16 protein-coding genes are annotated in these 22,023 nt (G+C 60.1%); 3 read left to right on the top strand and 13 right to left on the bottom strand.

Going from position 1 to position 22,023, the window contains the following annotated elements:
- Nucleotides 1-31: 31 nt before the first annotated feature.
- The 11 genes from I5L79_RS17415 to I5L79_RS17365 form a co-directional block, all read right to left on the bottom strand.
- Nucleotides 32-982, bottom strand: coding sequence for an aldo/keto reductase (locus I5L79_RS17415; protein ID WP_196956349.1), 951 nt, complete (start codon nucleotides 980-982; stop codon nucleotides 32-34).
- A 213-nt stretch (nucleotides 983-1,195) separates the two neighbouring features.
- Nucleotides 1,196-2,059 (bottom strand): WG repeat-containing protein, encoded by an 864-nt coding sequence (locus I5L79_RS17410; protein WP_231403180.1) that lies wholly within the window; start codon nucleotides 2,057-2,059, stop codon nucleotides 1,196-1,198.
- 100 nt (nucleotides 2,060-2,159) lie between these two features.
- Nucleotides 2,160-3,509 (bottom strand): alpha-amylase family glycosyl hydrolase, encoded by a 1,350-nt coding sequence (locus I5L79_RS17405; RefSeq protein WP_196956347.1) that lies wholly within the window; start codon nucleotides 3,507-3,509, stop codon nucleotides 2,160-2,162.
- A 69-nt stretch (nucleotides 3,510-3,578) separates the two neighbouring features.
- Nucleotides 3,579-5,027 (bottom strand): alpha-amylase family glycosyl hydrolase, encoded by a 1,449-nt coding sequence (locus tag I5L79_RS17400; RefSeq protein WP_196956346.1) that lies wholly within the window; start codon nucleotides 5,025-5,027, stop codon nucleotides 3,579-3,581.
- A 50-nt stretch (nucleotides 5,028-5,077) separates the two neighbouring features.
- Complete coding sequence (locus I5L79_RS17395; protein WP_231403179.1) at nucleotides 5,078-5,470, bottom strand: DUF983 domain-containing protein; 393 nt, start codon at nucleotides 5,468-5,470, stop codon at nucleotides 5,078-5,080.
- A 103-nt stretch (nucleotides 5,471-5,573) separates the two neighbouring features.
- On the bottom strand, nucleotides 5,574-6,437 hold the full coding sequence (locus I5L79_RS17390; RefSeq protein ID WP_196956345.1) for an AraC family transcriptional regulator: 864 nt from the start codon (nucleotides 6,435-6,437) through the stop codon (nucleotides 5,574-5,576).
- Between the two features lie 120 nt (nucleotides 6,438-6,557).
- A complete protein-coding gene (locus tag I5L79_RS17385) occupies nucleotides 6,558-6,764 on the bottom strand; it encodes a PID-CTERM protein-sorting domain-containing protein (RefSeq protein WP_196956344.1) in 207 nt (68 codons plus the stop codon).
- A gap of 87 nt (nucleotides 6,765-6,851) precedes the next feature.
- Entirely contained in the window at nucleotides 6,852-10,694 is a 3,843-nt protein-coding gene (locus tag I5L79_RS17380; RefSeq protein ID WP_196956343.1) for an IPT/TIG domain-containing protein, read from the bottom strand.
- 107 nt (nucleotides 10,695-10,801) lie between these two features.
- Entirely contained in the window at nucleotides 10,802-11,470 is a 669-nt protein-coding gene (locus I5L79_RS17375; RefSeq protein ID WP_196956342.1) for a response regulator transcription factor, read from the bottom strand.
- Between the two features lie 320 nt (nucleotides 11,471-11,790).
- Nucleotides 11,791-12,252, bottom strand: a complete 462-nt coding sequence (locus I5L79_RS17370; RefSeq protein WP_196956341.1) for a hypothetical protein — start codon at nucleotides 12,250-12,252, stop codon at nucleotides 11,791-11,793.
- 184 nt (nucleotides 12,253-12,436) lie between these two features.
- Nucleotides 12,437-13,648 (bottom strand): acetate/propionate family kinase, encoded by a 1,212-nt coding sequence (locus I5L79_RS17365; RefSeq protein WP_196956340.1) that lies wholly within the window; start codon nucleotides 13,646-13,648, stop codon nucleotides 12,437-12,439.
- Between the two features lie 334 nt (nucleotides 13,649-13,982).
- On the opposite strand from I5L79_RS17365, the gene I5L79_RS17360 reads away from it, so the two are divergent.
- A complete protein-coding gene (locus I5L79_RS17360) occupies nucleotides 13,983-14,885 on the top strand; it encodes a DUF6602 domain-containing protein (RefSeq protein WP_196956339.1) in 903 nt (300 codons plus the stop codon).
- Nucleotides 14,886-15,014: 129 nt separating this feature from the next.
- Here the strand turns inward: I5L79_RS17360 and pta are convergent, their stop codons facing one another.
- Nucleotides 15,015-17,108, bottom strand: a complete 2,094-nt coding sequence (gene pta, locus I5L79_RS17355) for a phosphate acetyltransferase (protein WP_196956338.1) — start codon at nucleotides 17,106-17,108, stop codon at nucleotides 15,015-15,017.
- Between the two features lie 194 nt (nucleotides 17,109-17,302).
- Between pta and I5L79_RS17350 the strand changes: the two genes are divergently transcribed.
- Entirely contained in the window at nucleotides 17,303-17,632 is a 330-nt protein-coding gene (locus I5L79_RS17350; RefSeq protein ID WP_196956337.1) for a hypothetical protein, read from the top strand.
- Nucleotides 17,633-17,869: 237 nt separating this feature from the next.
- Here the strand turns inward: I5L79_RS17350 and ggt are convergent, their stop codons facing one another.
- Complete coding sequence (gene ggt / locus I5L79_RS17345) at nucleotides 17,870-19,597, bottom strand: gamma-glutamyltransferase (protein ID WP_196956336.1); 1,728 nt, start codon at nucleotides 19,595-19,597, stop codon at nucleotides 17,870-17,872.
- Nucleotides 19,598-19,926: 329 nt separating this feature from the next.
- Between ggt and I5L79_RS17340 the strand changes: the two genes are divergently transcribed.
- Nucleotides 19,927-21,972 carry an alpha amylase C-terminal domain-containing protein gene (locus tag I5L79_RS17340; protein ID WP_196956335.1) on the top strand — a complete coding sequence of 682 codons (2,046 nt, stop codon included), beginning with the start codon at nucleotides 19,927-19,929 and terminating at the stop codon, nucleotides 21,970-21,972.
- Nucleotides 21,973-22,023 lie beyond the last annotated feature (51 nt).

Genomic DNA, 22,023 nt, shown 5'->3' with positions numbered 1-22,023 from the left:
GAACGAAGCGGTAGAGCTGCTTCTACTTCGCTCACTTGCTGGCCTGATTGAGCGTCTGCACGTCTTCGGCGGCTAGCGTCAGCTCGGTGGCGCGGAGCAGCTCGGTCACCTGCTCGGGGCTGGTGGCGCTGGCAATGGGCGCCGTGAGGCCGGGCTGGGCCATAATCCAGGCCAAAGCGACCTGGGCGGGCGTGGCCTGCTGGCGGGCCGCTACCCCATCCAGGGCCTTGAGAATACGCAGGCCTTTTTCATTCAGGTATTTCTGGCCTACCCCGCCTCCGCGCGGGCTTTTCTGCAGATCGGCCTCAGAACGGTACTTGCCGGTGAGGAAGCCGGCCGCCAGCCCGTAGTAGGGAATCACGCCAATGTTTTGCTCCTGCAGCAGCGGCAGCAGGTCGCGCTCAAATTCCGTGCGGTCGTAGAGGTTGTAGAGTGGCTGCAGGCTCTCGTAGCGCGGGAAGCCGTGGGTTGAGCTGGCTTCGAGGGACTCCCGCAGACGGGCCGCCGAGAAGTTGGACGCCCCAATGGCGCGCACCTTGCCTTCTTTCACCAGTTGGGCGTAGGCTTCCAGGGTTTCCTCTACCGGCGTGGTTGGGTCGTCCTTGTGCGACTGGTACAGGTCGATGTAGTCGGTTTGCAGGCGCTTAAGCGAGCCTTCCACGGCCCGCAGGATGTAGTCCTTTTTCAGGCCCTTGTTTTCGGAGTTTACCTCCCAGCCTACTTTGGTGGCCAGAATGACATCGTCGCGGCGGCCGCGCTGGTGCAGCCACTTGCCGATGATGGTTTCGGACTCGCCGCCCATGTGGCCGGGCACCCACACGGAGTAGCCGTCGGCGGTATCAATGGCGTTGCCGCCGCCCGCCATGAAGGCGTCCAGAATACGAAAGGAAGTGGCTTCGTCGGCCGTCCAGCCGAAGACGTTGCCGCCCAGCACGAGCGGGGCCAGCTGCAGGCCCGAGCGGCCCAGTTCACGATGTTGCATGTACGTTTTTAGATAGTTGATGTTCGTTGTCAGCTACTCGTTGGCCGTTGTCAGGCCGAAAGCCGCGACCTGACTGGTACTTGGTAGCGCATTGCTAAACCGCTGTTTTGGCGGTTAGGTTATCGACGGGGGGGACCTCTGCCTCCTACAGATGCTTTTCCAGCACCCACCGTGCTATCCTATAAATCCTGTTGCCGGAAATGGCTAGATAACTTATCGGGGAATGACATAAACAAGCTTCCGCTTTTTGCGGTGCCCAATGATAGTGCTGTCATTTACTTCCACATGATAAAATCGAATGGGTAGCACTTCCTGATCATCGGTATTAATTACGCCTATTTCGCAATTGTTATTACGAACTAATGCAAATCCGTTTTTAAACTCGTAGTATTTGGTTAAATCACGGATATGCGCATTTGTTTTATTTACGCAGTAAGGATAATCAAACCGAAACCCAGTAATGCATTCGTTATGCTTATTAATAAAACCTACAGAATTTTCTTTTGAAAGGCGTACTGCTGCGAATCCTTCGTGGAAAGGCCTATGGACATAGTTGTACATGGTTGGTATAATTAATGTACCAGATTCATCTATAAAACCCCATTTATCCTGAAGTTTAACGGCCATCATGTGGTCTGAAAAATCTATTATCTCATCATACTGGGGTATAACTCTTGTGAGGCCGCTTGAATCAATTAGCCCCCATCGTTTATTGATTCGGGCTTGTAGCCAGCGGCTGGAATGCTTACTGAACTCTAGTCGCTCATATTGCAATGGAATAAGTACTGTGCCGTGCTGGTCGATCATACCCCATAAACCATTACGCATAACGAGGGCAGTACCATATTTTGAGAATTCACCAGAGCCGTATTGATAAGGGCCGCCGGGCAGCATCTTTCCTTGAGAATCAAAATAATCTACCGGTAGTGCTGGCGACACTCTAAGGCCCCCACCTGGACTGAGCCGGTAAGCCAGAATTGGAAATGCGCCCGAAAAAGGAGTAGCATAATAATCAGCCCTTCTGATACGGGCCAAGGCAGAGTCGGCTTCTTGCGCAATGCTTGAAATAGCACACAAATAGAACAGTAATGTCCCTCCTATAATTAATTTCTTGGAAAAAGAGTTGGCATATCAGGGTGAATACAGCGCATAAGTACCGGCAAAATACTGAGTTTATCTAAACTCTTTCCAACACCCGCCAGCCGCGGGCGGGCACGGTCAGTTCTGCCTCAGCACGGAGTGTCAACGGCTCTTCGCTGAACACATCCAGCCAGGAGCCAGCTGCCGCAGCGGGCAGAGCCAACGTGCGCTCGGCCGGTGCGGTATTGATGACGCAAAGCATGGCTGCATCTTGCTTGAGTCGAAGAAAACCATAAAGCTCCGGGGCGCTTTCCAGGCGGAGGAAGCGGCTGGCCGGGTCGCCGTTGCGCAAGGCGGGGTGGCGGCGCTTGAGCTGCAGCAGGCGCGTGTAGAAATTCTGGAGCGGGAAATTCTGCCAGTCTACCGGGTCGCGGTCGAAGAAGGCCAGGCGCTTGCGCAGGGCGGCCTCCTGGCCGGTGTACACCAGCGGCATGCCCGGCAGCAGCACCGTCAGCACGGCAAAAGGCAGGGCCAGCGCACCCAGCCGCTCGTACTCGGTGCCGTCCCAGCTGTTCACGTCGTGGTTGTTGGTGAAGTGCATCAGGTAAACGGAGGGCGGGTACTTGGCCCGCTCGGACGCCAGGTAGATATCGATGTCGCTCAGCGCATTTTTGTCTTCGGCAATATGATCGAGCAAATAGTGCAGGCGCAGGCCAAAGGTCATGTTGAAGGCCCGTTCCAGCAGCTTGGTATCGGAGTTGAACTCCTCCCAGCTCAGGCCCCCGCTGGGGTACAGCTCGTCCCACTCAGCCAGCATAAACAGCGGCTTCACTTCGTCCAGCTCCCGGCGGGCCTCATCCCAGAAATCGGTGGGCACCAGCCCGGCCACGTCGCAGCGGTACCCGTCGATATGGGCCTCGCGCACCCAATAAAGCAGTGCATCCGTCATGTAGCGGCGCAGGGCCGGCTGGGCGTAGTCGAAGGCTACTACGTCGGTCCAGTCGGGCACGGGCGGTACCAGCTGGCCCTGGGCGCCGTGCCGGTACCAGTCGGGGTGCTGGGCTACCAGCGGGTTGTCCCAGCTGGTATGGTTGGCCACCCAATCAAGCAGGACCTTCAACCCCAGCGCGTGGGCTGTGTGTACCAGGTGCCGCAAGTCGTCGAGGGTACCAAACTCGGGGTTCACCCCAAAGTAGTCTTGCACGGCGTACTGGCTGCCCAGCGTGCCCTTGCGGTTCACTTCGCCAATGGGGTGCACCGGCATCAGCCACACAATGCTTACGCCCATAGCCGCCAGCCGGGGCAAGTGCTCAGTAAATGCCCGAAACGTGCCTTCCGGCGTGAATTGGCGCAGGTTTACTTCATAAATCGTGGCATTGGCGGCCCACTCCGGGTGACGAACCTGAAACAGGTGGCTGTGCGGGTGCAGGGGTTCTTCGGCAGGCATGACAAGGGCTTTTGCTGCGGTTGAACGACCCGCTGCCGCCGGGGTTGCCGTCCCGGTCCGCCCTACCCGCTACCACAGTCCCTGGCGGGGCGGATCGGGCAGGCGCTCATACACGCGGTAGCCGTGCGGGGGCACCAGCAGCTTCGAACCCGCGCCCATACGCAGCACCTGTCCGCTGAACAGCTCCCGATACACGCCCGGGGCCACGATGCCCAGCGCCAGTTCGTGGGGCTGACTATCAAAGTTTACGGCCGTGAGTACGGCTGCTTTGGCCTTGCGGCGCAGGAAGGCATACACTTTCGGGCTGCCATCCTCCAGCTTCGCAAACTGACTGCAGGCGTCGCCGTTGCGCAGGGCGGGGTGGCGTCTTTTCAGTTGCAGCAGCTTGGTATAGAAATCCTGCAGCGGGTAGTCGCGCCACGGAATGGTGTCCTTATCGAAGAAGCGGAGGCGCTTTTTCATAGCCGCTTCCTGGCCGCTGTACACCATCGGGATGCCCGGGAGCAGGGCCGTGAGCACGGCTTGGGGCAGGGCATCTTTGCCCAGCCGCTCATACTCGGTGCCGTCCCAGCTGTTGATGTCGTGGCTGCTGGTGAAGTACATGAGGTAGGCGCTGGCCGGGTAGCGGCTCCGTTCCACGGCGCGGTAGGCATCCAGGGCCGCCAGCGGCTGCCGGCCGCGGCTGATACTGTCGAGCAGGTAGCGCATGCGCAGGGCATAGGTGGCGTCGAAGGCCTTTTCCAGCATGCCGGTGTTGGGGTCGAACTCGCCTTTCTTGAGGAAGGGCGGGCTGTGCAACTCGTCCCACTCGGCCAGCATGAACATGGGCTTCTGCTTTTCCAGCGCCTGGCGCGTCTGCACCCAGAAATCCATGGGCACCAGGCCGGCCACGTCGCAGCGGAAGCCGTCGAAGTCAGCTTCTCGCACCCAGTAGGCCATGCTTTCCTGCATGTAGCGACGTAGCTCAGGCTTGGAGTAATCCAGGTCGATGACGTCCTGCCAATCGGAAACAGGCGGCACAAACTGGCCCTGCGGGCCTTTGGTAAACCACTCGGGGTGCTGCCGGGCCAGCTGACTGTCCCAGGAGGTGTGGTTGGCGACCCAGTCCAGAATCACGTGCATGCCACGCTTATGGGCCTCGGCTACCAAGTGCCGCAGGTCGTCCATCGTCCCGAACTCGGGGTTTACGGCACGGTAGTCGCGGATGGAGTACTGGCTGCCCAGAGTGCCTTTGCGGTTGAGCTGCCCGATGGGCTGCACCGGCATCAGCCACAGAATGCCTACCCCCATTTGCTGCAGGCGAGGCAGGTGCTGCTCAAACGCTTTGAAGGTGCCCTCCGGGGTGTATTGCCGGATATTGACCTCGTAGATGCTGGCCGAATCGGCCCATTGCGGGTGCCGGATAGTGTATTCGGCAGGCGCGGCCGGGGCGCAGTCGGTGATGTTGTCGTAGGCCGAATGGCAGGAAGCCAGTAGGCTGAGCAAACCGGCCAGGAGAAAAGGAAAAAAGCGGGGCATGGCGAAACATACCGCTTTTTTCCTAAGCCCGCTGCCGGATCAGCCGCCGGCTAGCTTCCGGAACGGGCCCGGGCTGAGTCGTAGCGCACGCCGCCAAACAGGTAGAGCATGAGCGTGCGGGAATAGCGCAGCGAGAACGGCATGAACAGCAAGGAGGCCACCGCCACGCTCAGGATGTACACCCAGGTGTCGGGGTCGTTGAGCAGGAAGTACACCGCAAAGCCTATGACCAGCATAATGCCCGTCGAAAACACGAAGCTGATGTACATGGCGCCCCAGTAGAAGCCGGGCTCGGGCTCGTAGGCCTGCCCGCACACGGGGCAATGCTCAGGCATTTCGGTGAACTTGGTGCTGATGGCCGGATGCGAGAAAAGCGGGCCCTGGTGGCAGCGCGGGCAGCGCTGCTGCAGAATAGCCAGAACCGTAGAATCAGTAGTTTCCATAAGCAAGCTGCCTGAATAGCAGTGAAACAAAATTACTCTACGCAGGCGAGGGGAGTAAGGGCTATTTGCGGGTTTGTGCAGCACAAATCAACGCGGCCCGCGGCTAGGGCTGCTGCCGAAAAGCTTCGGGCGTGTGGCCGGTGTGCTGGCGGAAGTAGCGGCTGAAGTAAGAGGCGTCCTCGAAGCCCAGGGCATCGGCCACCTGAGCCACGGTGGCCGGGGAGTGGCGCAGCAGGCGGCGCGCTTCCAGCAGCACGCGCTCCTGCACGAGGGCGCTGGCGGTTTTGCCCAGGTGGCGGCGGCACAGCGCATTCAGGTGGTTAGGCGAAACGTGGAGCAGGTCGGCGTAGTACTGCACGGCCCGGTTGGTGCGGAAATGCTGATTGATAAAGGCGCCAAAGGCGCGGAGCAGTTCCTGGGCGTGTAGCGGCTCGGCCGAGGCTGGCGCTTCCGGGAAGTGGCGGGCGGCCAGCTCCAGGCACAGGTGCAGACAGGAGCGAAATACCTCGTCCTGGGCCGGGGCGGGGTGCGTGTTTTCCCGCCATATGCGTTCCATCAGCCAGTGAATGTCGGTTTCGGCCTCGGGTAGGTACACAACCGGGGCGTGGCGGTGGTCGAAAAACGGGTAGTCGAACAGACGGCTGCCGGGGTAGCGGAACAGGTAGAAGTCGGCCTCAAACAGCACCACGTAGCCCTGAGCATCGTCGGATAACTGCCAGTGGTGCACCTGCCCCGGCGTCATGAAAAACAGCGCCCCGGGCTGCAGCGCGTAGCTTACCAGGTCGATGGTATGGGTGCCGTGGCCGTGGGTGACGTAAAGCAGCAGGTAAAAGTTGTGGGCGTGGGGCTGGCTTACCCCGGGAAAGTTGGCCACGTGTTGCGCCAGCCGCTCCAGGTACCACGGCCGCCGCGCCCGCCCCTGCGGAAACGACTTCAGGGTGAGAACGGGCAGGGAAGGAGGTTTCATGTAGTACGAAGAGAGGGCAGATGTCCCCACAAAGAAAAGCCCCGAATGCAAGCATCCGGGGCTTTTGCAGCAATGGTTTTCGCGGCAGCGGCGTGAGGGTGCCACCGTGCTCAGCCTGGGCTACTTCAGGCGCTTGCGCCGCAGCTGCCGAACGCCCAGACCTACACCGGCTGCCAGCAGCAGCGAGGCTCCGCCATCAATGGGTACGGCCGTGGGGTCGTCGGGCATGGGGCCACCTTCCGGGGGCGTATCACTCTGGGCCCAGGTAAGCTGAGCTGAGAGCAGCACCGCCAGCAACAGCATTCCTTTCAGGATATAACTTTTCATGCGTAGTAAAAACGAGAAGTGAGACATGGAGAAGCGTGGCTCTACAGCCCAGGGAGGAAACCGGACTGTAGGGCCACGCCGACAAAGCTATTCTACCACCAGGCGGCGGGTTGCCTGCTCGGTGCCGGCCTGCACCTGCAGCTGGTACACGCCCGCAGAAAGCCCTTGCAGGAGAACCGTGGCGGCACCTCCGCCGGCAGGCATGGTGGTTGTGCGCACTACGCGCCCCAGGGCATCATGCAGGGTGAGGGTAGCCGCTTTGCTGCCGGCCGGCAGCAGCACGGTCGTTTGCGTACGGGCCGGGTTGGGGTACACGGCTAGCGCGTTGGCCAGGGCTCCGCCCCGGGTAGCCAGCGGGCTGCTAGAACTCAGGTTCAGCCAGAAGCGGCCGTTCAGAGTCTGCGCTTTATCGGCCTGGAAGCTGTAGGAGGCATTGGCCGCCTGCAGGTCCATGCGCTGGTTGGTGGTGGCGTCTTCCAGGAAAATGGTCGTGCCCGCCGGCAGGTTGGCCAGTTGCGGGGCGCGCACCAGGTAAGTGCCCGCGGCCGGCACCTGGAGCAGCAGCGGAATGCGCACGTTACCCGTCAGGGCCGGCAGACCTTGAATAGCCAGCTCTTCACCTGCCTGGGTAAGCGCCGCCAGGTTCAGGCCCGAGGTGTTGCGGAGCTTGGCCGCGTCGAAGCCGGCATCCAGGCCAGCGGTAGCGCCGGCTTCCGCATACAGGTACAGGGCATCCTGACTGGTGCTCTGCTCAGTGCCCAGCGTCAGCTTCACGAGGGGGCGGGTATCGTCGGAGCCGCGACGCACGGGCGCCTGGGTGGCGTAGCTCGTTACGCGCTGGGTGTTGCGGAAGGTGAGCGAGCCGCTGGTCTGGCCCTTGGTCACGCGCACGAAGAAGCCCTGGCCCAGGCCAATCAGCGGGTTGCCGCCCACGCCATTGGCATACGTGCGGTACTCGCCACCGTAGCGGCTGGTGCTTTCAAACACGTACATGGCGGCGTCCAGGTTGGAGCGGTCGGCGGCGGCTACCTTGCTCCAGTCGAGGGGCGAAGGGTAGGGGTTGCCGACCAGGTGCCAGCCGGCATCATCGGCAGTGGGGCCGGCGTTGCGGACCAGCGTCAGGGTTTTGGTGCCTTCGTTGGGCGTACCGGTAAACTTCAGCGTCTGGGCAGCGGGTGTGTTCACCGAGAAGCCCCGGCCCACGGGCAGTGCTTCTTCCAAAGAAGCCGGCGAAACCCAGCCTTTGCTGAACGCTGCCAGGTCGTTGGTGGCCGATGCCAGCCGCGACTGGTCGTAGCCGAAAACGGTGGGGAAGGGCGTTTCTTTGCCGGGGGTTGGGGAGGTGTTGTATTCCTCATTCACCTTGGGCGTGGTGCCGCCGCTGCCAAAATCAGCCACCGTAGCGTTGCTGACGGGCGCGCTCAGGTGGCGGTAGCCCAAGCCGGCGTTCCGGCTGGGGTCGATGTAGCGCTGCACGGTAAGCTGGATTTCAAGCGTTTGGCCATTGTTTTCTATCGTGCCCCCGTTATTCACAATCAGGGCCGTGCCCGTGGCGTCGCTGAGCAGGGTCAGGCGGTTGTCGCGCAGGTCCAGGGCGCCTGAGTTCAGGCGCAGCTCCCGGCGAATAGAAACCGGCTGAGTGAGAATAACTTTTCTGCCGGAGCTGATGATGAGGCTGCGCACAGTAGATGGCAACCCGGTGCCGGTGAAGGTGCTTACGTCCGCAATGTTTTCGAACTCATAGATGGCATCCGTGGAGAAGATACGGGTAGCCGTTTGAATAACGCCTTTTGCCCCGGTCTTGTAAATGCCGTCGTAGTAAATTTCCAGAATACCGCCGGCCTGTACTTCAAAGGTGCCCGGGCCAACGATAGGCGTATTCTCGCCGATGTACAGCTCCATTCGGCCCCCATTTTCAACCGTGAACGACTGTTCTATGGTGGTGCCATTTCCCAGGATCATGCCCGTGCCGCCGTTCCGGATGGTTACCGTGCGGTAGGTACCCTCGTCTACGCCGTACGTGCCGGGGCCGCTGATAACCAGGTCCCGGATAACGGTGTAAGTCTGGCTGTTGCTGGTGCCGCCCGGCGTGGTAATGGTAACGGGCCCCGATATGGCGCCCAGTGGTACCTGCACGTTGCTGATGGTGGTGCCATCGGCAGTGGTAGTGAAGGGACCGGCTACGGTATTGTTGCTGGTGCCGCTGAAGGTAATTAGCGTAGCACCTTTGAGGTTGGTGCCCGTCAGGCTGATTCGTCCCAGCAGGGGCCCGGAGTTGCCCGAGCTGAAAAAGGTGAAAGTAGGCGCGGGAGATGCCGTTACCGTGAATACTCCGGGGCTAAAACCCGTTGTGCCGCCGGTGTTTACGCCCACGGGCCCAGTGGTGGCGCCGGCCGGCACCGTCGCCGTAATCTTGGTAGAGGAGTTAACTACCCGGGAGGCTACTACGGCATCGCCAAAGGTCACGAACGAGCCCGCCGTGAAGTTTTCGCCCGTGATGACGACCGTCGTGCCCACTGGCCCTTCTTCGGGCGAAAGGGAATACACCACTGGGTTGCCTACTACCGTGAAGTTGATGCTGCTGGTGGCCGTGCCGTTGGGGGTAGTCACCGTAATTGGGCCGCTGGAGGTACCCTCAGGTACGGAAGTGAAAATCTCACTATCGCTAATAACGTTGAAGAAATTCGCGTCTACCCCGTTGAACTGCACGGCCGTGGCGTTGGTGAAGCCCGCACCAAACAGGGTGACGTTGCTTTGCGCCGGACCGCTTTGTGGGGAGAAGTTGCTGATGGAGGGCGTAGTGGCCGCGGTAACGGTGAAGCCGCCCGGAACATTGACAAAGCCCTGTGTGCCACTCAGGATAAGGCTCTTATTGCCCGTTGAGAGCGAAGCCGGCACCGTGGCGGTAATCTGGGTGGAGGAGTTGATAGTGAATGCCGCTCCCGTACCCGGAATGAAGAGTACCTGCTGAATGGTATTCAGGTTGGTGCCCGTAATAATGATCTGAGTTCCCACGGGGCCACTGGCCGGGGAGACATTGCTAACCGTGGGAGGCGTCTTCACCGTCACCGTAAAATTACCGGGGCTGGTAGCAGTGCCGCTGGGGGTAGTAATGGTTATGGGGCCGGTAGTAGCGCCGGTGGGGACCTGCGCCGTAATTCCTTCGTCGCTTTCTACGCTGAAGTTCGCCGACACACCATTAAAGTACACGGCCGTAGACCCCACGAAGCCTGTTCCGAAAATGCTGATGTTGGTGCCCACAGATCCACTAGCCGGATTAACGGACGTTACGGAGTGGCTGGCATTGGTGATGGTGAAGCCACTGAAAACCGTATCGGAGCCATTAGGGCCGCTGATGGTCACATCATAGGTGCCAGGTACAATCGAGGCCGGTACCGTAGCCGTGATTTGGGTCGGCGAATCGTGGGTAAACGAGGCGGATATTTCCCCGCCAAACAACACCTGATCGACACTGGCCAAGTTGGTACCCGTGATGATAAACTGGGTGCCTACTGGGCCACTGGTTGGCGCCAGATTGCTAATGGCCGGCACACCGGAAGCTTCTACCACGAAATCAGTGGCGGAAGTAGCTGTCCCACCCGAAGTGGTGATAGTGATACGGCCGGTGGTGGCACCGTTCGGCACACTAAAAGAAACATAGTTGCCGGTGCCATCCGTGATGAAAGGGGCCGTGTTGGCAACGCCATTGATGGCAATACCGGAAATATTGTTCAGGTTGGTGCCTGTCACTTCTACCGTAGTGCGGGCGGCTCCGCTGCTGGGCGTAAACGAAGAAATGGTTGGGGGCGCAACCCGGTGTACGCCCGGTGCCACCCCTTCTCCGGGGTGTGCTGCCACCAAGCCAGGCAGCAGCAGAAAAAACAACAGCCCCACCCATCTGGTAGAGCATAGTCGCGTAAAAGTTCGCATAGATGTGAAAAGAGAAGTGAAACAAAAGGCCGAAGTTCCATCACTTTCCCACCCAGCACAATACCCGGATGTAGGTAATTTTGCTTAGCCGGAGAGCCTAGGTTGCTTTAGATCAGGTCGAAGGCCCGGGCGTACTGGCCCAGCTTGAACACCGTATTGGCGCCCAGCTTCTGGCGCACGTTGCGACGGTGCGTGGCAGCCGTCTGCTCCGAAATACACAGCTCCTCGGCTATTTCCGGGGCGCTTTTACCCAGGGCCAGCAGGCGCAGCACGCTCCGCTCCCGCTTGGAGAGGGTGGAATACAGGGAGGAGTGCTGGCGCAGAAACTGGTTTTCCTCAATCAGGCGCTGCACTTTCGTGGCGAAGTGGTTCTCGGGGTGCAGCGGCACGGCCAGGCCCATCACCAGCAGGGGGTTGCCCTGGTCATTTACCAGCAGCCGGCGCATGGAGGTGAGGTAGTAGCTCCAGCCTTCCCGCTCCGTAGTGCGCACCTCCTGGTAAAAGGTATGCACCTCGGGTACGTTGTTTTCATACATAAGATGAAACACGCGGGCCATGTACTCATCCGACTCCACGGCGTTGAAGTAGGTGGGGGAGAAGCTTGGCCCCAATGCCATCAGCTCGTCCAGGGTAGCGCCCAGCAGCTGCAGGCCCCATTTGGAAAGATAGCGCACCGTTTGGGTGGGCACATGATGGATAATTACAACAGCGGGGTACTCATCGGCGGTGGCGGCTATTTCTGCTATTTTCTGTTCAATAAGTTCATCATCAGTCATATAAAGTGAAGGTCGACGGTGGGGGTTAAATAGGACGGAAGAAGGGATTCAATATTATGAATTTCCTCCAGAGTAAAGAAGAAAATGCAATTATTTCTTCATGCATTCTTCACCAAGCTCGACTATGGGTGCGTAAATAGGATTGTGCCGTAAGACGAAAGCGCAAATCAGTTTCAATGGGATAGTACTTGTTTTATCTGCCCCCGGCGGAGAGTCAGCTTGCCGGCCGGCTTTGAGGTGCTTTTGCCCGGACGGTTGGTGGGCTGAATTAGAGACGGAACCATAAGCTGTCAATGCCAGCAACGACGTCCGGCCCGTGCTTACTTTCTGCCAAAATCACGCAGCCGCTTCTTGCTCAGTTCGTAGCTGATGATGGCCGGCACGTAGAAGGTTACGTCGGCCAGGAGCTTAGCCAGCAGGATGCCACCCGTGCGGCTGCCCGTCCAGCGCGGTAGCCACAGCATGAGAGCGGGCCGGATCAGGAAGCTGTCCAGCAGCTCGGCCGCGCCAAACTCTACGGCCAGGGCCCGCACGTTTCGCCCAAAGCTGCGCCAGGAGTAGGAGCGGCCTTGCGTCCGCAGCTGGCGCCGGGCCAGCACTATATCCTGCGCCAGCAGCCAGCCGAAGTACGCCACGTTGCCGGCCCAGGTGCCCGCCAGCGCCGCCCGCAGCTCCTGCCCCGGGGCCAGCTGCCAGCTCAGGCTTGCCCCCGCCAGCGTAGCCACCACCGAGAGCAGCTCGGCGGGCAGGTAGCGGCGCAGCCATTCGTGGAGTTTACGCACGTGGTTTCAGGAAATAGGGAAACGCTAGTAAAGCAAGTATTAAAATAGAACGTCATGCTGAGCGCAGCCGAAGCATCTCTACCGCTTCGTTGAATCAGTGCAGACGAAGCGGTAGAGATGCTTCAGCTGCGCTCAGCATGACGTCCATGACACCTACACGGAGGTGCAGGCGGCCAGCGTTCCGCTACTCGGCCAGCAGCGCCGCGCACTGGCGGGCAATTTCCAGCTCTTCGTTGGTGGGCACCACCAGAATCTTGGCCTGCGAGGCCGGTAGGTTGATTTCCCGCAGGCCGGGAATGCGCTGCTGGTTGGCCTCTTCATCCAGCTCCAGCCCGAAGAAGCTCATGTCCTGGCACGCGAGGCAGCGCACCAGCGCGTCGTTTTCGCCCACGCCCGCCGTAAATACTACGGCATCCAGCCCCCCGAGCACGGCCACGTAGGCCCCAATGTACTGGCGGATGCGGTAGGCGTAGAGGTCATAGGCCAGCCGGGCGCGGGCGTCGCCGGCACTTAGGGTGGCCCCGATGTCGCGCATGTCGCTGCGGCCGGTGAGGCCCAGCATGCCGCTTTCCTTGTTCAGCAGCGTGCTCACCTGCTCGGGCGAATAGCCCAGCGGCCCCAGCAGATGCAGCAGCACGGAGGGGTCCAGGTCGCCGGTGCGGGTGCCCATCACCAGGCCGGCCAGGGGGCCGAAGCCCATGCTGGTATCCAACGATTTCCCGGCGCGCACGGCCGCCACGCTGCAGCCGTTGCCGAGGTGCACCGTAATCAGCCGGGCATCGGGCCGGCCCAGGTACGCTGCCGCCTGGGCCGCCACGTACTGGTGGCTGGTACCGTGGAAGCCGTATTTGCGGATGCGCTGCTCAGTATATAGCGCCTCCGGCAGGGCGTAGCGGAAGGCGTATTCGGGCAGCGTCTGATGAAAAGCTGTGTCGAACACTGCCACTTGCCGGGCCTGCGGAAACAGCTGCTCCGCCACGTCAATGCCCAGCAGGTTGGCCGGGTTGTGCAGCGGGGCCAGCGCAAACAGCCGCCGGATTTCGCTTTTCACTTCCCCGGTAATGAGTGTGGTAGCCGCAAACGCCTCCCCACCGTGCACCACCCGGTGGCCCACCACGGCAATGTCGGCCGGGTCCTGAATCACGCCATTCGGAGCGGCCGTGAGCAGGCGCACCACTTCCCGCAGGCCGGCTTCGTGGTTGGGCAGGAGCAAGGTGAGGCGCTGCTCAGCGGCCGGCGTATCCGGGGCATCCGGCGCGAATACTTTGTGGGTGATGGTAGCCTGCTCCGCACCGATGCGCTCTACCAGCCCGCTGCACAAGGGCCGCTCCGTGGGCCAGCGAAACAGCTGATACTTGATGGAAGAGCTGCCGGAGTTGATGACGAAGATGTGCATGGAATAGAGTAGTGCCTTTCTCCGCGCGCTGCTCTTCCAGGAACGAAAGAAGCTACGGCAGCCGGAAAGATGAATTTAGGTTTGCAAAGTACGCAGCTGGCCGAGTAGAGGCGGGTTGGCTGCCTAGCATATGTTAGGCCGTTGTTAGGCCGTTCAGAATCTGTTCGGCCATAGCAGCATCAAAATTACCGAAGTATACACGCATGGAGCCCGGGACAACCGGCGCCTGCACCAATGTATGACCTGAGTATGTAACTTGGGCAATCCGACCAATCATATTCGTATTGCCTATGTTTGCTACCTTCGTCAATACAGAGGTTAAGAGCAGTTATAAATGGGAAAACTACCTAAATTAGAAATAACAGAGATTCTCAAACAGGACGTTGAAGAGATTCTTAGCTCAAGGCAAAAAAGCAAAGTACTGCACAAAACGAAAGACATAGATGCTTCGGGAGATGAAGTTGAAAATGCCGTTCGTAGGGTGATAAGGAGAAAATTGCCAATAAAGTATTATGTGAGTCAGGGTCATATTGTTGATGAAAGTTTGAGTACAAGTAGTCAATTAGATTTAATAATTGCAGATAATAGTGGTTCGCCTGTGTTATTTACATCAGAAAATGGAACAGAGTATTTCCCGTATGAATCAGTGTATTGTTTTGGAGAAATTAAATCAACATATTACTCTGGTAAAAAATATGTTGAATCATTTGTTGAATCAACAAAAAATATATACGAACAACTAAAAAGAGCAGATACAAAGCCTGGGCAAATAAGTCAAGACATTGCATTAAATGCGGGAGGTGGAGTTACTTTCGATTCCAGTGATAAAAGGCCTTATAAAAACCCTTTATTTAAATTTATTGTGTTTGTTAGCTCAAATGATTTTCAAATCAATGATATAAAAACATTGTTGATCAACACAGAGTGCAAATTTGTGCCCAATATTATCTGTATTGTTGATAAGGGTGTAGTTGTAAAAGCTCAAATAATTGATGTTAATGGTGTTAAATCACTTGGCTCAATAGAATTGTTTCCGGAGTTTATCAAAGATGATGCTAAAAATGAATATGAATGGGTGTTTCTTGAGTTTGGTGAATACGAATCTAGAGCAGCAGCAAACTTTGCTTTTCTGATTTTTGCATTAAATTCGCATCTGAAAAAATGTTTAGTTATGAGGCCTGAAATCTTAACGTATTTCAATGAAATGTTTAATCATAAAGGGTATATAATAAAGTAAATACTATAGTATGTGTTTTATATCAGGCGGGCTGACATGCAAATTTGAAGTGTCCTGCTTCTATCAAGTTTAGTCCTTAATGAAATTTTGATACTCTGAAACCTATCAGAACGCAAAGCCCAAACTATCTCACCCCAACTGGCTCTGAATAGCTGTAATCACGACGGTGTTGAAAACGTCGTCCACGGTGCAGCCGCGGCTGAGGTCGTTGACGGGTTTGTTGAGACCTTGTAGCACCGGGCCGATGGCCAGGGCGCCGGTTTCCCGCTGCACCGCTTTGTAGGTGTTGTTGCCGGTGTTCAGATCGGGGAAGATGAGCACACTGGCCTGGCCGGCCACTTCGGAGCCGGGCAGCTTCTGGCGACCCACCAGCGGGTCCACAGCGGCATCATACTGGATAGGGCCTTCCACCTTCAGGTCGGGGCGGCGCTGGCGCACCAGCTCAGTGGCCTGGCGCACCTTTTCAACGTCGGCTCCGGCGCCCGAGGTACCGGAGGAGTAGGAGAGCATGGCAATGCGTGGCTCAATGCCGAAGGCTAGGCTGCTTTCAGCCGAGGAAATGGCAATTTCGGCCAGCTGCTCGGCGGTGGGGTTGGGGTTCACGGCGCAGTCGCCGAACACCGCCACTCGGTCGGGCAAACACATAAAGAACACCGACGATACCACCGACACACCCGGCTTGGTTTTGATGAACTGTAGGGCCGGACGAATGGTGTGCTGGGTGGTGTGCACCGCCCCCGACACCATGCCGTCGGCGTGGCCCTTGTACACCATCATCGAGCCGAAGTACGACACGTCGCGCAGTAGGTCGCGGGCCATGTCGTGGTTCACGCCCTTGTCTTTGCGCAGCTGGTAGAAGGTTTCCACGTAGTCGGCGTAGTACTCGGAGTTTACCGGGTCGATGACGCGCACATGCCCGGCCGGGAGCTGCACGCCCAGGCGCTTGGCCGCGGCCGCTACGTCGGCGGGGTTGCCCAGAATGGTGAGGTCCACCACCTCCTGATGCAGGAGCAGGGCGGCGGCCCGCAGAATCCGGTCGTCGTTGCCCTCAGGTAGCACAATGTGGCGGCGCTGGCGGCGGGCCCACTGCAGCAGGCGGTACTGGAACATGTGGGGCGTAATGCCCTCAGGCTGGAAGCTGATGAGCTTTTCCTCCAAGGCCTGCACCGCTACGTGCCGCGCAAACGTGCTGATGGCCAGCTGGATCTTCTTGGGGTTGTCGGGGGTGATGCGCGACTTGATGGCGCCCACGCGGGTGGCGGTTTCGAAGGTGCCGGTGGGCATGGTGAGAATGGGCACCACGTTGGGCAAACCTTCGAGCAGGCGCATGATGGGCTCGTCGGGCTCGGCCCCGGCCGTGAGCACAATGCCCGCCACGCGCGGGTAGCTGGCCGACTGGTTGGCCTGCAGGGCGCACACGATGATGTCGCCCCGGTCGGCGGGCGTCACAATCAGCACGTTTTCCTTGAGGTAGTTCAGGAAGTTGGGCACCTGCATGGCCCCAATCACATAGTTATCGACCTGGTTGCCCAGCCCGGCTTCTCCGAACAGCAGCCTGCTGCCCAGCCCGGCGTGGATTTCGCGCATGGTGGGGTGGCGCAGCTGCGGATCCTCGGGAATCACGGCCAGCAGTACTTCTTCGGGCAGCTGGGCGCGCAGCAGGGCCTGCACGTCGGCGGCCTGTTCGGGGGCCACGCGGTTGGCTACGGCCAGCAGCACCGGCACTTCCCGGGCCTCAAACGTGCGCAGCAGCGTGAGCACCGAGCTGACCACCTGCGCCGTGCTTTTGCCTTCGCCCGACACGACCAGAATGACCGGCACGCCCAGGTTTTTGGCAATGGACACGTTGGCGTCGAACTCAATGGCGGTGCCTGGCCCCAGAAAGTCGCTGCCCTCTACCACCGTGAAGTCGTAGGCTTCTTCCCACTGCTTGAACTTGTGAATCACGGCGTCAATCAGCTCGCCCTGGTTATCGGTTTCCAGCAGCTGCAGGGCTTCGGGGCGCGTGTAGGCGTAGGTATCGGCGTAAGTAAGCGGCAGCTTGAAGTACTGAGTGATGGTGTCGATGTGCGGGTCGGGGTGTACGGCTGGGTCGTAGTCGATGATGGGCTTGAAGTAGCCCACCTTGCGGGCCTGGCCCAGCAGCATGTTCACCAGGCCCAGGGCCACAAGGGATTTGCCGCTGTACGGCTCGGCGGTAGCAATGAAAACGGCTTTCGTCATGCGGGGTCTAATGTAGGGAAAGGGGCCGGTGTTGGCATAGTAAGCTACACCATTTGGCGTAGTTGGGGAGCGTAAGTGTGAGGGGGCAAGATAGCACCCTGCTGAAAAGCCTGCGCCCGGCGCAACGGCCCGCCCCGCCCCGGCGTAAAGAAGAAAAACACTTCCCACGTACGCATTCTGCCTTCTCCCGCCTTATGGACCACGGAACCAACCACGCCGCCCGCCTCGAAGCCGCCAATCACGCGCTGGGCAACAGCATCAACCACGGCCACCTCAGCGGCGCCGAAATCATGGAAGCTCTGGATGCCTGGCAGCACACCAGCTCCGGCGGCCTCAACACCAACGTAGAAAACCTGCGCAGCCAGCTCCAGAACGGCGACAAGCTGGCTGCGGCCCACACCCTGCAGCAGCTGGGCGAAGAAGCCTCCCACTCTGCTCTTAATCTGCACGACGGTTTTGGCGACCAGCTCCGCCACCTCGGCCAGCTGCTGGTAACCGCCGCCGGTAACCTGAAGATGTCGTAGAGGTATTCAGGCTTGAAACCCCACTGCCGTCCTGAAAACTTTGTGTCTCAACCAGAGACGAAGCACAGTAAAGGACCTTTCCTTACCTTGCACGAAAGTCTAAAAATGCTCAAAGCCCTTTTCCATGCGTCGGAAAAGGGCTTTGAGCATTTTACAAGCTTTGGCTACGCATCAGAGGCAGGTCCTTCGTCGCCGCTTAATGTGCGGAATGCTCAGGATAACAGACGGAACAACCCATCAATAGCCCTGCGCTGCGTCGTCGCCGCGGGGGTCGGCGCCGCCTTCCAACTGGCCGTTGGGCAGCACCCGGATGATATCTACCCGGCCCCAGCCGCCGCGCGGGTTCAGCACGTAGCCGCGGGCCCGGAGGGTATCCTGGGCAACGGGCAGCAGGGCGCCTGCTTCCACCTCAATCTGGTCGGGGAGCCACTGGTGGTGCAGGCGCGGGGCCGCTACCGCCTGCTGGGCGTTCATGTCGTAGTCGATTACGTGCACAATGCTTTGCAGCACCGAGGTGATGATGGTGCTGCCGCCGGGCGTGCCCGTTACCAGCGCGAGCTTGCCGTTTTTGGTGAGGATAGTCGGCGTCATAGAGGAAAGCATACGCTTGCCGGGCTGGATGGCGTTGGCCGTGCCGCCCACCAGCCCGTAGGAGTTGGGCGTGCCGGGCTTGCTGCTGAAGTCGTCCATTTCGTTATTGAGCAGAAAGCCCGCCCCGGCCACTACCACTTTGCTGCCGTAGCCGCCGTTGAGGGTAGTTGTGCAGCTTACGGCATTGCCTTGGGCATCCACAATGCTGTAGTGCGTGGTCTGGTCCGACTCATACCCGGGCAACCCCGCGCCTGCCGCTACCTGGGCGCTGGGCGTGGCGCGGTAGGGTAGGGTGGAGGCCATGCGCTGCTGGTTGTAGCTTTTTTCGAGCAGCTGAGGCACGGGCACCCGGCCAAAGTCCGGGTCGCCGAGGTAGGTGGCGCGGTCGGCGTACACGCGGCGCTGGGCCTCGGTTATCCAGTGCGTAGCCTGGGGCGAGTGCCAGCCGGCTTTTTTCAGATTATAGGGCTCCAGCATCTGCAGCATCTGCAGCAAAGCCACGCCCCCGGAACTGGGCGGCGGAAACGTCAGCACATCGTGCCCACGATATTGCCCGTGCAGGGGCGTGCGCCACTTGGGCTGGTAGTTGAGTAGGTCCTGCCGGGTGATGAGGCCCCGGCCGCGCTGCATTTCGGCCACGAGTAGTTCAGCCGTCTGGCCTTCGTAGAACCCGGCCCGGCCCTGGTCACGAATGCGGCTCAGGGTGGCGGCCAGCTCCGGCAGCTTCATCACATCACCTTCCTTCCAGATGGCCGGCCGGAGATACGCGTTGTATGGGTTGACTTTGGCAAACGCATCCCGCTGACTGTTCAATCCGGCCACTTCCTTCGCCGTAAGCTTCACCCCATCGGCGGCCAGATCTACGGCCGGCTGCACCACGTCCTTCCACGGCAGCTTGCCCAGCTTCCGGTGTAGTTCGACCATACCCGCCACCGTGCCCGGCACACCCACGGCCAGGTGGCCCAGGGTGCTGCGGTTCGGCACCACGTTCCCCTGCGCATCAAGGTACATGTCGCGGGTGGCAGCTGCCGGAGCAGTTTCGCGGAAATCGAGGGCGCCTTCTTGTCCATCGGCGGCGCGGTACAGCAGGAAGCCGCCGCCTCCAATGTTGCCGGCGGCTGGCAAGGCCACGGCCAGGGCAAACTGCACGGCCACGGCCGCGTCGTAGGCATTGCCGCCCTTGCGTAGTATCTCCGTTCCAATGCGCGAGGCCTCCGGGTGCGCTGATACCACCATAGCCTGCCGGGTAACCACCGGCGTTGCTGCCGGAACCGGTAGGGCCAGTGCAGCCGTGGGGTAAGACGTGGTAGTAGGGGGCGCAGTGGTGCAGGCCAGCAGCGCTGCCAGCAGCAGGGGCAGAACGTGTCGTTTCATCAAAGGCGAAGGTACATTTCCGACCGGAAACCCGTCCCCGCGCCGTCCCGGGTTCGGCTGCCAGTAGCACACAGTAGCGCGAACTACAAAGTTCGCGCTACTCTCGGCCAACGGCCCATCCACGGCCCTCGCCCGCTCGCCTGGCCGCAACGGGGTGGTGCAACGACGGGCGGGGGCAAGTCTTGCATGTGTTACATTCGGTTGTGTGACAAATCATTTTGTAACACAACCGGCCCATTCCTTTCCCGATGCCTCCCGGGCTGGTCAGCTGAACAATTTCGGCTATAATTCGCCGGGGCTCGTAGCTTTGGGCTAAACCCCGAACCGCTATGCAGCCCGACTCCACCGCCGCCGCTTCCGCAACGCCGCACCTGACGCTCGTCGAAAACGACCCCTGGCTGGCTCCCTACGAGCCCGTGCTCCGGACCCGGCAGGAACGGCTCCAGGCCCGCCTCGCCGAAATCACCCAGCAGTACGGTTCCCTCAGCAAGTTTGCCACCGCTCATCAGCGCCTGGGTCTCAACTACGATGCGCGCCGCCGGGGCCACTGGTACCGGGAGTGGGCCCCGGCCGCCGAGGCGCTGTCGTTGGTTGGCGACTTCAACCAGTGGAACCGGGAGGCCACGCCTCTGCAGCGCGGCGCCGATGGCGTGTGGGAAGCTTTCCTGCCTGACAAGGAATACGCCGGCCGCCTCACCCACGGCAGCCGCTACAAAGTGCACGTGCGCACCGCCAAAGGCGGCAAAGACCGCCTGCCTGCCACCCTGCGCCGCGCCGTGCAGGACGAGGAAACCAAGGACTTTGCCGCCCAGGTGTGGCGCGCGGAGCCCTTTGCCTGGACCGATCAGAAGTTCCGTATCCCAAACGTGGTACGGGAGCCGTTCATCTACGAGTGCCACGTGGGCATGGCCACGGAGGAGGGCCGCCTGGGTTCTTACCGGGAGTTTGCCGACCACATTCTGCCGCGCGTGCAAGCCCTGGGCTACAACTGCCTGCAGCTGATGGCCGTGATGGAGCACCCCTACTATGGCTCCTTCGGCTACCACGTGGCCAACTTCTTTGCCGCATCTTCCCGCTTCGGTACGCCCGAAGATTTGAAGTACCTCATCAACGAAGCCCACAACCGGGGCCTGGCCGTGCTGCTGGACGTGGTGCACTCTCACGCGGTAAAAAACGAAGCCGAAGGGCTAGCGGACTTCGACGGCTCGGGCGGGCAGTACTTTCACGAAGGCGCCCGCGGCAACCACCCCGGTTGGGACTCCAAGCTGTTCGACTACGGGCGGCCCGAGGTGCAGCAGTTTCTGCTCAGCAACCTACGCTACTGGCTGGAAGAGTTTCACTTCGATGGGTTTCGGTTTGATGGCGTCACGAGTATGCTCTACCAGCACCACGGCGAGGGCGTGGCCTTCGGGCACTACGACCAGTACTTTGGGCCCGAAGCCGACGAAGACGCCATTCTGTACCTACAGCTGGCGGCCACGCTGGTGCGCGACCTCAAGCGCAGCGCCCTGCTGATAGCCGAGGACATGAGCGGCCTGCCGGGGCTCTGCCGCCCCCTGGCCGAGGGCGGCGTGGGCTTCGACTACCGCCTGGGTATGGGCATCCCGGATTACTGGATCAAGCTACTCAAGCATACCCGCGACGAGGACTGGAACCTGCGAGACCTGTGGTGGACTCTCACCAACCGCCGCGCCGGCGAGAAAACCGTGGCTTACGCCGAAAGCCACGACCAGGCGCTGGTAGGCGACAAAACGCTGGCCCACTGGCTGATTGACGCGGCCATCTACACCCACATGCACAAGGACGACCCCGACCCGGTAGTGGCCCGGGGCGTGGCGTTGCACAAGCTCATCCGCCTCATCACGCTGGCCCTGGGCGGGGAGGCCTACCTCAACTTTATCGGCAACGAGTTTGGCCACCCCGAGTGGGTCGATTTCCCCCGCGAGGGCAACAACTGGAGCCACCACTACGCCCGTCGCCAGTGGAGCCTGGCCGACAACCCCGACCTGAAGTTTCAGTACCTGCAGGCTTTTGATAAAGCTATGGTAACCACGGCCCGGGCCCAGCGCCTGCTGGCCGCCGGCCCGGCCCGGGAGCTGAACATCGACACTACCAACCAGGTCATGATTTTCGAGCGGGGCGGGCTGGTGTTCGTGTTCAGCTTCCACGTGGACCGCAGCGTGCCCGACTACCGCTTCTTCGTGCCCCAGGCCGGCCGTTACCGCATCATCCTCAACTCCGATGATGCCCGGTTCGGCGGCTTTCAGCGCGTAGACGACTCTCTCCTGTATGAAACCTTCCAGGAAGACGGCGTTAGCAAGCTCAGCCTCTATGTGACCAACCGCACGGCCCTGGTGCTGCAGCGGGTAGGGTAGCACAGTAAACGGACATTCCGAATGAAAGCGACGAAGCTAGTGGCGGAAAGG

The sequence above is a fragment of the Hymenobacter guriensis genome (assembly GCF_015773195.1).
Taxonomy (GTDB): Bacteria; Bacteroidota; Bacteroidia; order Cytophagales; family Hymenobacteraceae; genus Hymenobacter; species Hymenobacter guriensis.
This window is presented reverse-complemented; position numbering and strand designations above follow the sequence as displayed.